This window comes from Pantoea sp. UBA6567 (genome assembly GCF_002434165.1).
In the GTDB taxonomy this organism is placed as follows: domain Bacteria; phylum Pseudomonadota; class Gammaproteobacteria; order Enterobacterales; family Enterobacteriaceae; genus Pantoea; species Pantoea eucrina.
On the sequence record NZ_DJJN01000006.1, the window covers coordinates 73,626 to 87,875 of the forward strand.

General features: G+C 56.4%; 14 protein-coding genes and 3 tRNA genes. 16 read left to right on the forward strand and 1 reads right to left on the reverse strand.

The window, feature by feature from the left end; genetic code table 11:
- Nucleotides 1–43: 43 nt before the first annotated feature.
- From sucC to B4M48_RS06400, 15 genes are all read left to right on the forward strand, one after another.
- Entirely contained in the window at nucleotides 44–1,210 is a 1,167-nt protein-coding gene (gene sucC, locus B4M48_RS06330) for an ADP-forming succinate--CoA ligase subunit beta (RefSeq protein ID WP_039383235.1), read from the forward strand.
- The gene (gene sucD, locus B4M48_RS06335; RefSeq protein WP_039383236.1) at nucleotides 1,210–2,085 is read left to right on the forward strand and encodes a succinate--CoA ligase subunit alpha; all 876 of its coding nucleotides are present in this window, start codon (nucleotides 1,210–1,212) and stop codon (nucleotides 2,083–2,085) included. The genes sucC and sucD overlap by 1 nt, the downstream gene beginning before the upstream one ends.
- Before the next feature lie 550 nt (nucleotides 2,086–2,635).
- Nucleotides 2,636–4,207 carry a cytochrome ubiquinol oxidase subunit I gene (cydA, locus tag B4M48_RS06340; RefSeq protein WP_288656251.1) on the forward strand — a complete coding sequence of 524 codons (1,572 nt, stop codon included), beginning with the start codon at nucleotides 2,636–2,638 and terminating at the stop codon, nucleotides 4,205–4,207.
- A gap of 12 nt (nucleotides 4,208–4,219) precedes the next feature.
- Nucleotides 4,220–5,359, forward strand: coding sequence for a cytochrome d ubiquinol oxidase subunit II (cydB, locus tag B4M48_RS06345; RefSeq protein ID WP_039383238.1), 1,140 nt, complete (start codon nucleotides 4,220–4,222; stop codon nucleotides 5,357–5,359).
- Nucleotides 5,360–5,374: 15 nt separating this feature from the next.
- Complete coding sequence (gene cydX, locus B4M48_RS06350; RefSeq protein ID WP_071668990.1) at nucleotides 5,375–5,488, forward strand: cytochrome bd-I oxidase subunit CydX; 114 nt, start codon at nucleotides 5,375–5,377, stop codon at nucleotides 5,486–5,488.
- Nucleotides 5,489–5,739: 251 nt separating this feature from the next.
- Nucleotides 5,740–6,144, forward strand: coding sequence for a tol-pal system-associated acyl-CoA thioesterase (gene ybgC / locus B4M48_RS06355; RefSeq protein WP_039383240.1), 405 nt, complete (start codon nucleotides 5,740–5,742; stop codon nucleotides 6,142–6,144).
- A complete protein-coding gene (tolQ, locus tag B4M48_RS06360) occupies nucleotides 6,141–6,827 on the forward strand; it encodes a Tol-Pal system protein TolQ (protein WP_039383242.1) in 687 nt (228 codons plus the stop codon). Before ybgC ends, tolQ begins: the two co-directional genes overlap by 4 nt.
- A 13-nt stretch (nucleotides 6,828–6,840) precedes the next feature.
- Nucleotides 6,841–7,269 carry a colicin uptake protein TolR gene (gene tolR, locus B4M48_RS06365; RefSeq protein ID WP_039383244.1) on the forward strand — a complete coding sequence of 143 codons (429 nt, stop codon included), beginning with the start codon at nucleotides 6,841–6,843 and terminating at the stop codon, nucleotides 7,267–7,269.
- A 25-nt stretch (nucleotides 7,270–7,294) separates the two neighbouring features.
- Complete coding sequence (gene tolA, locus B4M48_RS06370; RefSeq protein ID WP_071668992.1) at nucleotides 7,295–8,626, forward strand: cell envelope integrity protein TolA; 1,332 nt, start codon at nucleotides 7,295–7,297, stop codon at nucleotides 8,624–8,626.
- A gap of 117 nt (nucleotides 8,627–8,743) precedes the next feature.
- The gene (tolB, locus tag B4M48_RS06375) at nucleotides 8,744–10,039 is read left to right on the forward strand and encodes a Tol-Pal system beta propeller repeat protein TolB (RefSeq protein WP_039383247.1); all 1,296 of its coding nucleotides are present in this window, start codon (nucleotides 8,744–8,746) and stop codon (nucleotides 10,037–10,039) included.
- Between the two features lie 67 nt (nucleotides 10,040–10,106).
- The gene (gene pal / locus B4M48_RS06380; protein ID WP_039383250.1) at nucleotides 10,107–10,634 is read left to right on the forward strand and encodes a peptidoglycan-associated lipoprotein Pal; all 528 of its coding nucleotides are present in this window, start codon (nucleotides 10,107–10,109) and stop codon (nucleotides 10,632–10,634) included.
- Between the two features lie 9 nt (nucleotides 10,635–10,643).
- Nucleotides 10,644–11,432 (forward strand): cell division protein CpoB, encoded by a 789-nt coding sequence (gene cpoB / locus B4M48_RS06385; RefSeq protein WP_071668993.1) that lies wholly within the window; start codon nucleotides 10,644–10,646, stop codon nucleotides 11,430–11,432.
- Nucleotides 11,433–11,598: 166 nt separating this feature from the next.
- Nucleotides 11,599–11,674, forward strand: a tRNA-Lys gene (locus tag B4M48_RS06390).
- A 50-nt stretch (nucleotides 11,675–11,724) separates the two neighbouring features.
- Nucleotides 11,725–11,800: transfer RNA gene (locus B4M48_RS06395), tRNA-Lys, on the forward strand.
- A gap of 32 nt (nucleotides 11,801–11,832) precedes the next feature.
- Nucleotides 11,833–11,908: transfer RNA gene (locus B4M48_RS06400), tRNA-Lys, on the forward strand.
- Between the two features lie 192 nt (nucleotides 11,909–12,100).
- Here the strand turns inward: B4M48_RS06400 and B4M48_RS06405 are convergent.
- Entirely contained in the window at nucleotides 12,101–13,582 is a 1,482-nt protein-coding gene (locus B4M48_RS06405) for an AlkA N-terminal domain-containing protein (RefSeq protein WP_039383254.1), read from the reverse strand.
- A gap of 159 nt (nucleotides 13,583–13,741) precedes the next feature.
- Here B4M48_RS06405 and B4M48_RS06410 point away from each other — a divergent pair, with 159 nt between their 5' ends.
- Nucleotides 13,742–14,245, forward strand: a complete 504-nt coding sequence (locus B4M48_RS06410) for a methylated-DNA--[protein]-cysteine S-methyltransferase (RefSeq protein WP_283340770.1) — start codon at nucleotides 13,742–13,744, stop codon at nucleotides 14,243–14,245.
- The last annotated feature ends 5 nt before the right edge of the window (nucleotides 14,246–14,250 follow it).

Here is a 14,250-nt window from a genome sequence, read left to right on the forward strand (position 1 = left end):
GCGCCCACATTTAAATGTTTCAGATCTGAATGGATAGAACATCATGAACTTACACGAATACCAGGCGAAGCAGCTGTTTGCACGGTATGGTATGCCAGCACCGACTGGTTATGCCTGCACCACGCCACGTGAAGCCGAAGAAGCCGCCTCAAAAATTGGCGCAGGCCCGTGGGTAGTGAAATGTCAGGTTCATGCCGGTGGCCGTGGTAAAGCGGGCGGCGTGAAGGTAGTGAAAAGTAAAGAAGAGATCCGTGCATTTGCTGAGCACTGGCTGGGTAAACGTCTGGTGACCTATCAGACAGATGCGCTGGGCCAGCCGGTTAACCAGATTCTGGTTGAAGCGGCAACGGATATCGATCAGGAACTCTATCTGGGTGCGGTCGTCGATCGCGCTACGCGCCGCGTGATCTTCATGGCATCAACCGAAGGCGGTGTGGAAATTGAAAAAGTGGCGGAAGAGACCCCGCACCTGATCCACAAAATGGCGCTCGACCCGTTAGCGGGACCGCAGCCATACCAGGGCCGCGAACTGGCGTTCAAACTGGGTCTGACCGGTAAGCAGGTCAGCCAGTTCACCAAAATCTTTATGGGTCTGGCTACCATGTTCCTGGAGCGCGATCTGGCGATGGTTGAGATCAACCCGCTGGTGATCACCAAACAGGGCGACCTGATCTGCCTGGATGGCAAGCTGGGCGCAGACGGCAACGCGCTGTTCCGCCAGCCTGAACTGCGCGAAATGCGCGATCCAAGCCAGGAAGATCCACGCGAAGCGCACGCAACGCAGTGGGAGCTGAACTATGTCGCGCTGGAAGGCAACATTGGCTGTATGGTCAACGGTGCGGGTCTGGCGATGGGCACAATGGATATCGTGAAGCATCACGGTGGCCAGCCTGCAAACTTCCTTGATGTCGGCGGCGGCGCAACTAAAGAGCGCGTAACCGAAGCCTTCAAAATCATCCTCTCTGACGACGCGGTAAAAGCGGTATTCGTTAACATCTTCGGCGGTATTGTCCGTTGCGATCTGATCGCTGATGGCATCATCGGCGCAGTGGCAGAAGTGGGTGTCAACGTGCCGGTAGTGGTACGTCTGGAAGGTAACAACGCTGAGCTGGGCGCTAAGAAACTGGCGGACAGCGGTCTGAACATCATTGCAGCAACCAGCCTGACAGACGCGGCACAGCGTGTTGTTGCTGCAGCGGAGGGTAAATAATGTCCATTCTGATCGACAAGAACACCAAAGTCATCTGCCAGGGTTTCACCGGTGGCCAGGGGACTTTTCACTCTGAGCAGGCGCTGGCCTATGGCACGCAGCTGGTTGGCGGCGTAACGCCAGGTAAAGGCGGCACTACCCATCTGGGCCTGCCGGTGTTCAATACCGTGCGTGAAGCGGTAGAAGCGACCGGCGCAACGGCCACGGTTATCTACGTTCCGGCTCCGTTCTGCAAAGACGGTATCCTGGAAGCGATCGACGCGGGCATCAAGCTGATCATCACCATCACTGAAGGTATCCCGACGCTGGATATGCTGACTGTGAAAATGAAGCTGGATGAAGCAGGCGTGCGCATGATTGGCCCTAACTGCCCTGGCGTGATCACCCCAGGCGAATGCAAAATCGGCATTATGCCAGGCCACATTCACCAGCCAGGCCGCGTGGGCATCGTGTCACGTTCCGGCACCCTGACCTATGAAGCGGTTAAGCAGACCACAGATATTGGCTATGGCCAGTCTACCTGTGTCGGTATCGGTGGCGACCCGATCCCGGGCTCTAACTTCATCGATATTCTGCAGATGTTCCAGGACGATCCGCAGACCGAAGCGATTGTGATGATCGGTGAAATCGGCGGCAGCGCGGAAGAAGAAGCGGCAGCCTTTATCAAAGAGCACGTCACCAAGCCGGTTGTCGGCTACATCGCAGGCGTAACGGCGCCGAAAGGCAAACGTATGGGCCATGCTGGCGCCATCATTGCCGGCGGTAAAGGCACGGCTGACGAGAAGTTTGCTGCGCTGGAAGCGGCAGGTGTGAAAACCGTCCGCAGCCTGGCCGATATCGGTGATGCGGTAAAAGCAGTTCTGCCTGCTAACTGATTGCGCTGACTGAATAAGCATAAGCCACCTGCGGGTGGCTTTTTTTATGCCTGCAGCGTAGCGGTTTTTATTTATTATCCTGCGCGGCGGATTTTAAAGTTAATAACTCACAGAAAAGGTAATCGTAATTTTAATTAAACGCGGCAGCTTTTGACATCGCTTTAACAACTCTTTCAGGCTACATATTCGTAAACTTTATATCTTAATCCAGATCAAATAATAGCGTGTTATAGCAAACTTTACTGCTGGCTAAAAACAACCCGGCCGGTATAAATTGCGCTGCATCAAATCACAGTTTTGCCACGGATAACAGCCGTCTGAGTCGTATGCCCCCGGATCAATATTGTGACATCTGACGCTGACGCCTGCATGACAGAAATGTGAGGCGATATTTTCAGGGAATTATCACCACTATTACTCGCTCATTTCGGGCCGCAGATTGCGCTATCTGCGGGTAATAAAACCGGAATTAATAATCAGCCGTTCCTGCACGCTGTTGCGCCGTTTACCGTCCGGCAACACAGCGGCATGCGAAGAGCAAGGAGTTCTCATGTTAGATATTGTCGAGCTGTCGCGCTTACAGTTTGCCCTGACGGCGATGTACCACTTTCTGTTCGTACCATTAACGCTGGGTATGGCGTTTCTGCTGGCGATCATGGAAACCGTCTACGTGCTGTCGGGCAAACAGATTTATAAAGATATGACCAAATTCTGGGGCAAGTTGTTTGGCATCAACTTTGCGCTGGGCGTGGCCACCGGACTTACCATGGAGTTCCAGTTCGGCACTAACTGGTCCTATTACTCCCACTACGTCGGCGATATTTTCGGGGCGCCGCTGGCCATCGAAGGATTAATGGCGTTCTTTCTTGAATCCACCTTTGTCGGGCTGTTTTTCTTTGGCTGGGATCGGCTGGGCAAAGTTCAGCATCTGGCGGTCACCTGGCTGGTGGCGCTGGGATCCAACCTCTCTGCGCTCTGGATCCTGGTGGCCAATGGCTGGATGCAAAATCCCATCGCCGCAGCATTCAACGCTGAAACCATGCGTATGGAAATGCTGAGCTTTTCAGAGCTGGTGCTTAACCCGGTCGCACAGGTGAAATTTGTGCATACCGTGGCAGCGGGCTATACCGCTGGCGCCATGTTTGTTCTGGGGATCAGCGGCTGGTATCTGCTTAAAGGGCGTGATGTGGCGTTTGCCCGCCGCTCCTTTGCCATTGCGGCCAGTTTTGGCATGGCGGCGGTGCTCTCGGTGATTGTACTCGGCGATGAGTCGGGCTACGAGATGGGGGATGTCCAGAAAACCAAACTGGCTGCAATCGAGGCGGAGTGGGAGACCCAGCCGGCACCCGCCGCCTTTACGCTATTTGGTATACCGAATCAGGAGACGCAGGAGAACAAATATGCGATTCAGATTCCGTATCTGCTTGGCCTTATCGCCACGCGCTCAGTGGATAAACCCGTTACCGGCCTGAAAGAACTGCAGGCGCAGCATGAGGTGCGGATCCGTAACGGCATCAAAGCGTATGGCCTGCTCAATGCGCTGCGCAGCGGCAATCAGGACCCGGAAGTCCGCCGCGCGTTTGAAGCCAGCAAGCAGGATCTTGGCTACGGCCTGCTGCTTAAGCGCTACACCCCGACGGTCACCGATGCCAGCGAAGCGCAGATACAACAGGCGGTGAAAGACGCCATTCCGCGCGTGGCGCCGCTCTATTTTGCCTTCCGTATCATGGTGCTGTGCGGCGCGCTGTTGCTGGCGATTATTGCCCTCTCATTCTGGAGCGTAGTCCGCGACCGGATCGGTCAGCAGCGCTGGCTGCTGAAAGCCGCACTGTATGGCATTCCGCTGCCGTGGATCGCTATCGAGGCGGGCTGGTTTGTTGCGGAGTACGGGCGTCAGCCGTGGGCAATCGGTGAAGTGTTACCCACCGCCGTAGCGAACTCTTCGCTGACCGTGGGAGACGTGCTGTTTTCGATGACGCTGATTTGCGGACTCTACACGCTGTTTCTGGTGGCAGAGATGTATCTGATGTTCCGGTTTGCCCGCATGGGGCCGGGCAGCCTGAAAACCGGCCGCTATCACAATGAATCAGTGCAGATCGCTACGCAGCCAGAGCGCGGCTAAAGGAGAGCAACCATGTTTGACTACGAAGTGTTACGTTTTGTCTGGTGGCTGCTGATTGGCATACTGCTGATCGGCTTTGCCGTGGCGGACGGTTTTGATATGGGGGTCGGTATGCTGACGCCCGTGCTCGGACGCAGCGACACCGAGCGCCGTATTATGATCAACACGATTGCACCGCACTGGGACGGCAATCAGGTCTGGCTGATCACGGCTGGCGGTGCGCTGTTTGCCGCCTGGCCCATGGTCTATGCCGCCGCCTTCTCTGGTTTCTATGTCGCCATGATTCTGGTGCTCGCCTCGCTCTTTTTTCGCCCGGTGGGTTTTGATTATCGATCCAAAATTGAAGACAGGCGCTGGCGTGCCGTGTGGGACTGGGGCATCTTTGCCGGCAGTTTTGTTCCGCCGCTGGTGATAGGCGTCGCCTTTGGCAATCTGCTGCAGGGGGTGCCGTTTCATGCAGATAGCTATCTGCGTCTGTTCTATACCGGCAATTTCTTCCAGCTGCTCAATCCATTTGGCCTGCTGGCGGGAGTCATCAGCGTGGCGATGATCCTGACCCAGGGCGCCACCTATCTGCAGATGCGCACCTGCGGTGAGCTGCATTTACGTGCGCGCAGCGCGGCGCAGGCGGGGGCGCTGGTGATGCTCATCGCCTTTGTGCTGGCGGGCTTGTGGGTAAAATATGGCCTTGACGGCTATGTAGTGAAAAGCGTTATCGATCACCACGCAGCCTCTAATCCACTGGGCAAAGAGGTGGTGCGCGAGGCGGGTGCCTGGCTGCGTAATTTTGAGCAGATGCCGCTGCTGTGGGCGTTTCCGCTGCTGGGCGCTGTTCTGCCGCTGCTTACACTACTTTGTTCGCGCGGCGAGCGGGGCGCCTGGGCATTCATCTTCTCTTCCCTGACGCTGGCCTGCGTCATCATGACCGCCGGTATTGCGCTGTTCCCGTTTATCATGCCCTCCAGCACCGTGCCGGGTAGCAGCCTGACCCTCTGGGATGCCACCTCCAGCCTGCTGACGCTGAAGATTATGACCATCGCCGCACTCATCTTTGTGCCGATCATTCTGGCCTACACCAGCTGGTGCTACTACAAAATGTTCGGTCGCATTACCCAAGATGATATTGAACGCAACACGCACTCTCTCTACTGATTAAGGAGCTTTTGCATGTGGTATTTTGCCTGGATCCTCGGCACGCTGCTGGCCTGCGCATTAGGTGTGATCACCGCCCTGGCGCTGGAGCAGAGAGATGCAAACCGTGCACAGGATGACAACGCCTGATCGGTCAGCATGCTGGCCGGTAGCATGGGGTAATAAAGGGGTCCGGACGGGCCCTTTTTTTGTGCCTGTTAACGGCACACTCGCCTGACTGCAGACCAGGACTTTTGTCAGCATCAGGTCAGGAAATGTTGAGTAATTCCTTCTGGTTGTTACCGTCAGATAATTATTTTCTTCTGGCTCTGGCGGACCATTCCCAAGCGGATCGCTCTTGCGTATAGTAGCAACGTTTAAAAATGAGACCGGGATGTAGAGTGAGTACAACGCTGTTTCGCTGGCCGGTGCGGGTCTACTATGAAGATACCGATGCCGGAGGTGTGGTTTACCACGCCAGCTATCTTGCTTTTTATGAACGAGCACGTACCGAAATGCTGCGTCAGCGCCATTTCAATCAACACGTCCTGTTAGAAGAGCAGGTCGCATTTGTGGTACGGCGCATGACGGTGGAGTTCATTGCCGCGGCTCGCCTTGATGACCTTCTGGAGATACAGACCGAAGTGACCTCAATGACCCGCGCAACCATGACCTTCACCCAGCGTATCGTCAATGCTGAAGGCAGGGTGCTCAACGAGGCAGATGTCCTGATCGCCTGCATTAACCCACACCTGATGAAGCCGATTGCGCTTCCCAAGTCTATTGTCGCGGAGTTCAAGCAGTGACTGACATGAATGTTCTTGATTTGTTCCTGAAGGCGAGCCTTCTGGTCAAACTTATCATGTTGATTTTGATCGGCTTTTCTATTGCCTCCTGGGCAATCATTATCCAGCGTACGCGCATTCTGAATGCGGCAGGACGCGAAGCGGACGCCTTTGAAGATAAGTTCTGGTCCGGTATCGAACTCTCGCGTCTCTATCAGGAGAGCCAGGGGCGTCGTGATGAGCTGGGCGGTTCGGAACAAATTTTCTACGCCGGCTTTAAAGAGTTTGCCCGCCTGCATCGCGTAAACAGCCATGCGCCGGAAGCGGTGGTCGAGGGCGCCAGCCGCGCCATGCGTATCTCTATGAACCGCGAGCTGGAAGCGCTGGAAACCCACATTCCTTTCCTCGGCACCGTGGGTTCTATCAGCCCCTATATCGGTCTGTTTGGTACCGTATGGGGGATCATGCACGCTTTCATCGCGCTGGGCGCAGTCAAGCAGGCCACGCTGCAGATGGTGGCACCGGGTATCGCAGAAGCGCTGATCGCCACCGCGATCGGCCTGTTTGCCGCGATCCCGGCGGTCATGGCCTATAACCGTCTGAACCAGCGCGTCAACAAGCTGGAGCAGGGTTACGATAACTTTATGGAAGAGTTCACGGCTATCCTGCATCGTCAGGCTTTCTCTAGCGACAATACGAAGTAAGTCGAGGTTTACGATGGCCAGAACCCGTGGTCGCGGACGCCGCGATCTTAAGTCGGAAATCAACATTGTTCCGCTGCTCGATGTGCTGCTGGTGCTGCTGCTTATCTTTATGGCAACCGCGCCAATCATTACGCAGAGCGTGGAAGTTGATCTGCCGGACGCCACTGACTCCAAAACGGTTGCCAGCGATGATAATCCGCCGGTAATTGTTGAAGTGGCCGGTGTAGGACAATACAGCCTGGTGGTGGATCACGATCGTATGACCCAGCTGCCGCCTGAGCAGGTTGTGAGTGAAGCGCAGCGTCGTATTGAAGCCAATCCTAAAACCGTGTTTCTGATTGGCGGGGCCAAAGATGTGCCTTACGACGAAATCATTAAAGCGCTGAACCTGCTTCATCAGGCTGGCGTCAAATCAGTCGGTCTGATGACGCAGCCGATTTAACGCGACTTGTTTTTGGGAACCGAGAGTGTCGAAGGCAACCGAACAGAACCAGAAGTTGAAACGCGCAATTATTGTTTCGGTGGCGCTGCACATCGTGCTGATTGCGCTGCTGATCTGGAGCTCGTTCAACGAACATATTGAAGCGAGCGGCGGCGGCGGCGGTAGCGATATTGATGCCGTCATGGTCGATCCCGGGGCTGTGGTTGAACAATATAATCGTCAGCAAAATCAGCAGAGCGACAGCCAGCGTGCGGAGCAGCAGCGGAAAAAGCAGGCGCAGCAGCAGGCGGAAGAGCTACAGCAGAAGCAGGCCGCCGAGCAGCAGCGTCTGAAAGCGCTGGAAAAAGAGCGGCTGCAGGCGCAGCAGGAAGCGAAAGAGCAGGCTAAACAGCAGGCTGAGCAGCAGAAAGCGGCCGAAACGGCTGCAAAGCAGGCTCAGGAGCAGCAAAAAGCGGCTGAAGCCGCTGCCGCACAGGCGAAAGCGGATGCGAAAGCAGAAGCAGACGCGCGCGCTAAAGCAGCAGCAGAAGCGAAAGCAACCGCAGCGGCTGAAGCGAAGCAGGCTGCTGCCGAGGCGAAGAAACAGGCAGAAGAGCAGGCGAAAGCAGCGGCAGCGGATGCTGCAAAAGAGAAAGCGGCAGAGCAGGCGAAAGCGGCAGCTGAGGCGAAAGCCAAAGCGCAGGCGGAAGCGAAAGCGCAGGCAGCGGCCGATGCCAAAGCTAAAGCAGCGGCAGAGGCGAAAGCCAAAGCTGCGCAGGAAGCCAAAGAGAAAGCAGCAGAGGCGGCGAAGGAGAAAGCTGCGGAAGCTGCTAAAGAGAAGGCGGCCGCTGAGGCAAAAGCGAAAGCAGACGCCGCTGCCAAAGCGAAAGCGGATGCAGCCGCTAAAGCAAAAGCAGATGCAGCGGCGAAAGCCAAAGCAGCCGCGGACGCGAAGAAAAAGGCTGCTGCTGAAGCCGCGCAGGGCGAAAGCGATGTTGACGATCTGCTGGGCGGCCTCTCCTCCGGTAAAAACGCGCCGAAGAGTGGCGCTGCAGCCGGCGGCGGTGGTGCAGCAGGGCAGGGCAATCAGAAGAAAGCGGGTGCATCGGGTGCTGAGGTCAACGCCTATCTGGGCCAGATCACCAGCGCCATCCAAAGCCGCTTCTATGATGCCGATCTCTATCGCGGTAAGAGCTGCGATTTACGTATTAAGCTGGCACCCGATGGGCTGCTGATTGATGTGAAATCGGAAGGGGGCGATCCGGCACTTTGCCAGGCTGCCATTGCCGCTGCGAAGCAGGCGCGTATTCCTAAGCCACCTTCGCAGGCGGTGTATGAAGTGTTTAAAAACGCACCAATGCGTTTCAGGCCGCAATAATGCAGTAACGTACGGCAGGTTGAACTAAGGTTAGCTTGCCGTATTCTATAAAATACTCGTGTTTTTTCAGGAACTGTGCGAATTATCGTGAACTCAGGTTCAGGTAAGGGAGATAAGATGAAGCAGGCACTTCGTGTAACCTTAGGTTTTTTTGTACTGCTGTGGGCCGCTGTGCTGCACGCAGAAGTACGCATTGAAATTACGCAGGGCGTTAACACTGCCCGTCCGATTGGTGTAGTACCGTTTAAATGGGCCGGACCTGGCGCGGCGCCAGAAGATGTCGGCGGTATTGTGGCAGCTGACGTGCGCAACAGTGGTAAATTTAATCCGCTGGATCGCTCACGTCTGCCGCAGCAGCCCGGCAGTGCGCAGGAAGTTCAGCCTGCCGCATGGAGCGCGCTGGGTATTGATGCCGTGGTGGTCGGTCAGGTCTCACCTAACGCCGATGGCAGCTATCAGGTCGCCTATCAGCTGGTCGACACCGGTGGTGCACCGGGCAGCGTACTGGCACAAAACTCCTTCAAAGTAACAAAACAGTGGCTGCGCTATGCGGCGCATACCGCCAGTGACGAAGTCTTTGAGAAGCTGACCGGCATTAAAGGCGCATTCCGCACCCGTATCGCTTATGTTGTGCAGACCAACGGCGGCCAGTTCCCGTATGAGCTGCGCGTGTCTGACTACGATGGTTACAACCAGTTTGTGGTACACCGTTCACCGCAGCCGCTGATGTCACCGGCCTGGTCACCTGACGGCAGCAAACTGGCCTACGTTACGTTTGAGAGTGGCAAATCAGCGCTGGTAATCCAGACGCTGGCAAATGGCGCTATTCGTCAGGTTGCCTCCTTCCCGCGTCACAACGGTGCACCATCGTTCTCACCGGATGGTTCTAAGCTGGCTTTCGCCCTCTCTAAAACGGGTAGCCTGAATCTCTATGTAATGGACCTGGGCTCAGGTCAGATCCGTCAGGTAACAGACGGCCGCTATAACAGCACTGAGCCAACCTGGTTCCCGGATAGCCAGACCCTGGCGTATACCTCGGATCAGGCGGGTGCACCGCAGATTTATAAAGTCGGTGTTAACGGCGGCGCGCCACAGCGTATTACCTGGGAAGGCAAACAGAACCAGGATGCGGATGTGTCGACCGACGGTAAAACCATGGTGATGATCAGCAGCGCCGGTGGCGCGCAGCACGTCGCCAAACAGGATCTGGAAACGGGAGCCGTTCAGACGTTAACGGACACGTTCCTGGATGAAACGCCAAGTCTGGCACCAAACGGCACCATGGTTATCTACAGCTCTACTCAGGGGATGGGATCCGTGCTGCAGCTGGTTTCAACTGACGGGCGTTTCAAAGCGCGTCTTCCGGCAACTGATGGACAGGTAAAATCACCTGCCTGGTCGCCGTATCTGTGATGCATCGCTCCCTTGCCTCGTCGGCGGAGGAGTCAATGTATGGCAAACAAAATAATAGGATAAAGAAATGCAACTGAACAAAATGCTGAAGGGTTTAATGCTGGCTCTGCCAGTGATTGCAGTCGCTGCTTGTAGCTCACACAAAAACAACAACAACGATCAGTCCGGTATGGGTGCTGATGGTGCGTACGGTGCGGGCTCTGGCGCTGGCATGAACGGCGGCAACATGTCTTCTGACGAGCAGGCGCGTCTGCAGATGCAGCAGCTGCAGCAGAACAACATCGTTTACTTCGGTCTGGACAAGTATGACGTGCAGTCTGACTATGCTCAGATGCTGGATCAGCACGCAGCTTTCCTGCGCGGCAACCCGTCTTACAAAGTGACTATCGAAGGTCATGCGGATGAGCGTGGCACGCCAGAGTACAACATCGCGCTGGGCGAGCGTCGTGCTAACGCAGTGAAAATGTATCTGCAGGGCAAAGGCGTCTCTGCCGATCAGATGTCTATCGTATCTTACGGTAAAGAGAAACCAGCCGTACTGGGCCATGACGAATCAGCGTATGCTAAAAACCGTCGTGCCGTACTGGTTTACTAAGAGAATCATATGATTAGTAACTTCAGACTATCCCTTGCGGGTCTGTCGTTACTGGTTGGCGTAGCGGCCCCCTGGGCCGCTAATGCCCAGGCGTCAATCAGTAGCGTTGGCTCAGGCTCGGTCGAAGACCGTGTCACCACTCTTGAACGTATCTCCAATGCTCAGGCGCAGCTGCTGCAGCAGTTACAGCAGCAGATGAGCGATAATCAGAGCGACATCGATTCCCTGCGCGGGCAGATCCAGCAGAACAGCTATCAGCTTAACCAGGCGGTTGAGCGTCAGAAGCAGCTTTACCAGCAGCTCGACACGTTAAGCAGCAGCCAGTCCGCTGCACAGAGCGGCGGTAACGCTGATGCTGCCGGTGCCGCAGCGGGAAACGCTGATGCGGGTAGCAGTAATACGGCTGCCGCACCTGCACAAACCGGCGATGCAAATACCGATTACAACGCTGCCGTCGCGCTGATTCTGGAGAAGAAGCAGTACGATCAGGCTATCTCTGCACTGCAGGCATGGGTGAAGAAGTATCCTGACTCTACCTATCAGCCAAATGCCAACTACTGGCTGGGGCAGCTGCATTACAACAAAGGCAAGAAGGACGATGCGGCTTACTATTTTGCCACGGTGGTGAAGAACTATCCCAAATCACCGAAAGCGGCGGAAGCGCTGTTTAAGGTTGGCGTGATCATGCAGGATAAAAAAGACACGGCAAAAGCCAAAGCGGTTTATCAGCAGGTGATCAAGCAGTTCCCGGATAGTGAGTCAGCAAAGCAGGCGCAAAAGCGGCTGGCCGGATTGTAATTTGTACGAAAAAGACCAGATTTCGCCTGATTTCTGGTCTTGCCGCCTGAAAGGTAAGCAGTTGAGCTATCTGCGGGAAAATAAGGGTTGCGCCCTCCCGCTAAATCAGTAATATATGCCGCCGTTGCCGGGACATATGTAAATGCGTATCGGCGACGCTGAAGATGGGTCGTTAGCTCAGTTGGTAGAGCAGTTGACTTTTAATCAATTGGTCGCAGGTTCGAATCCTGCACGACCCACCATCTCAACCACAGGTTCAGGCGGGTTCTTCAGTTAGCTTCACAACCTTGATGGGTCGTTAGCTCAGTTGGTAGAGCAGTTGACTTTTAATCAATTGGTCGCAGGTTCGAATCCTGCACGACCCACCATCAAGTTTAAAGTTGTAAGTCGCTTCCACAGCGGGTCGTTAGCTCAGTTGGTAGAGCAGTTGACTTTTAATCAATTGGTCGCAGGTTCGAATCCTGCACGACCCACCAGATTCAGAAAAAAGCGCCCAACGGGCGCTTTTTTCGTTTTCCGCAGTACGGTAATGCCCCCCCCACAGACGCGCATTAATACACCAGGGTCGCATTAATGCGACCCCTACGGGTATGGGGAGCGGTAATGCGTTTGCGTTGACGGAATATGCCCATCTATCCGCAGGGGCGCCATTTATGGCGTCCTGGCCGCTACCGTGCCGGCTTTTTCCGGGAGGCTTTTTCGGGCATCAGGCTTTTCCAGATATGCTGCACGGCATAGCTGCGCCATGGCCGCCAGACCTGCGATAGCTGCTCTGCCTCTCTGGCCGTTACGCCACCGAGATTATTACGGATAGCGATATCCTCTTTCGGGAAAGCATCAGGCCAGCGTAGCGCCCGCATGGCGATATAGCTGGCGGTCCACGGGCCGACCCCCTTCAGCGCCAGCAGCTGCTGCTGTACAGTATCCGGCGGCAGAGATCCGTTAAAGCGCAGCGCGCCGCTGGCGCAGGCGTGGGCCAGTGCGATAATCGCATTTGAACGGGCGCTGACTATGCCGAGCACCGCAATATCATCGACCGTTGCTGCTGCCAGCGTGGCCGCGTCCGGAGAGAGGCGGGAGAGCGCTGGCCAGGGCGTCTCCAGCGGCTCGCCAAAGCGCTCCGTCAGACGGCTGCTGAGCGTTACAGCCGCTTTTACCGTAACCTGCTGGCCGAGAATCGCGCGCACGCTTAACTCAAACGCATCGAACGCGCCGGGCACGCGCAGGCCCGGGTGGCGCGCCAGGCTCTCTGCCAGCAGCGGATCGCGGCCCAGTAGCTCGCTCACCGCCTGCGGCTGAGCATCCAGATCGAACAGATCGCGCAGCCGGCGCAGCAGGGCAGGCAGCACCGGCGTCAGTGTGGTAGTGAACTCAACCTGCAGCGCATGCTTATCGGGCAGGGCGCTGACGCGCACCCAGCCGCGACAGCCGCCCAGCGCGACGGTGCGGTGATAAGCGCCATCGGCCACCCACTCAGCCTGCTTCATGACGTGCGCTTCAAGAAACTCCAGCATCGCCGCCCAGTCATAGGGTGGACGGTAGCTCAGCTGCAGGGTGGCGCTCTGCTGTGGCAGCGCAGCGCCTTCCGGCTGGCTCCGCTTACGCAGCGCGGAAGGCGTCATGTGATAGCGCGCCTGAAACACATCATTAAAGCGGCGCAGGCTGCGAAAGCCGCTGGCGTAAGCGATCTCCGTTACGGGCAGCGCGGTTTCGGTCAGCAGCTGTTTGGCCAGCAGCATACGCCGCGTCTGACGCAGCTCCAGCGGCGAAACGCCCAGCTCCTGCTGAATAACGCGCCGCAGCTGACGTTCACTCAGAAAGAACTCACCGGCAATATCTGCCAGCGAGGTCTGCTCCTCCAGCATGCCCTCTTCAACGCGACGGATCAGACGATCGGCAATGCGGTGATGGTTATCTACCGGCGCAAATCCCGGCGCCAGCTCCGGGCGGCAGCGCAGGCACGGGCGAAAGCGCGCCTTTTCCGCTGCTTCTGCGTTATGAAAAAAGCGGCAGTTTTTCAGCAGCGGTTTGCGCACCGGACAGACAGGACGACAGTAAATACCGGTTGAGGTTACGCCCACGTAGAGCAGCCCGTCAAAGCGACTGTCGCGCGACGTCAGCGCCTGGTAAGCAATTTCAGGATCAAGCATCGTCTTCTCCGGTAAATAAAGGGCATCATGGCGCAGTCCGGGTGCGGAAACACGCTGCTTTCGGACAGCTAATCAGTTTATGTGCCTGTCCGAAAACAGCCAGTTTGCGGCGCGATTAATGCAATAATAGTCGGGAGTCATCCACTGCGGAGATCTGTTATGTACCATACTAAAACCATCGTGACGCCGGTCGGCGAGCTGACGCTGATTGCCAGCGATAAAGGCCTGGCAGCCGTGCTGTGGGAAAATGAAGGATCGCAGCGCGTGCCGCTGACGCCGCTGTCACGTAACGAGTCGCACCCGGTGCTGTGCGAGGCGGAGCGTCAGCTGCAGGAGTATTTTGCCGGCACCCGGCAGCGTTTTACCCTGAGCTACGACCCGTCCGGCACGCCGTTCCAGCAAAAGGTATGGGCCGCCCTGCTGACCATCCCATTTGGAGAGACGCGCAGCTACCGGCAGATAGCCGAGCAGATTGGGCATCCCAAAGCCGTACGCGCGGTGGGGGCTGCCAACGGCAAAAACCCGCTCTCTATTATGGCTCCATGCCACCGCGTCATTGGCAGCAACGGCAAACTGACCGGCTTTGCCGGTGGCCTGCCGGTTAAGGCGTTTTTGCTGGAGCTGGAGCGGGCAGGTAAAGAGTTGGGTGCGCCGGTTGTTTAGTATAA

What these genes read in the sequence shown, in the direction of transcription:
- sucC (WP_039383235.1), top strand. Translation starts at nt 44, where the DNA reads ATGAACTTACACGAATACCAGGCGAAGCAGCTGTTTGCACGGTATGGT.
- sucD (WP_039383236.1), top strand. Translation starts at nt 1,210, where the DNA reads ATGTCCATTCTGATCGACAAGAACACCAAAGTCATCTGCCAGGGTTTC.
- cydA (WP_288656251.1), top strand. Translation starts at nt 2,636, where the DNA reads ATGTTAGATATTGTCGAGCTGTCGCGCTTACAGTTTGCCCTGACGGCG.
- cydB (WP_039383238.1), top strand. Translation starts at nt 4,220, where the DNA reads ATGTTTGACTACGAAGTGTTACGTTTTGTCTGGTGGCTGCTGATTGGC.
- cydX (WP_071668990.1), top strand. Translation starts at nt 5,375, where the DNA reads ATGTGGTATTTTGCCTGGATCCTCGGCACGCTGCTGGCCTGCGCATTA.
- tolR (WP_039383244.1), top strand. Translation starts at nt 6,841, where the DNA reads ATGGCCAGAACCCGTGGTCGCGGACGCCGCGATCTTAAGTCGGAAATC.
- tolB (WP_039383247.1), top strand. Translation starts at nt 8,744, where the DNA reads ATGAAGCAGGCACTTCGTGTAACCTTAGGTTTTTTTGTACTGCTGTGG.
- pal (WP_039383250.1), top strand. Translation starts at nt 10,107, where the DNA reads ATGCAACTGAACAAAATGCTGAAGGGTTTAATGCTGGCTCTGCCAGTG.
- cpoB (WP_071668993.1), top strand. Translation starts at nt 10,644, where the DNA reads ATGATTAGTAACTTCAGACTATCCCTTGCGGGTCTGTCGTTACTGGTT.
- B4M48_RS06405 (WP_039383254.1), bottom strand. Translation starts at nt 13,582, where the DNA reads ATGCTTGATCCTGAAATTGCTTACCAGGCGCTGACGTCGCGCGACAGT.
- B4M48_RS06410 (WP_283340770.1), top strand. Translation starts at nt 13,742, where the DNA reads ATGTACCATACTAAAACCATCGTGACGCCGGTCGGCGAGCTGACGCTG.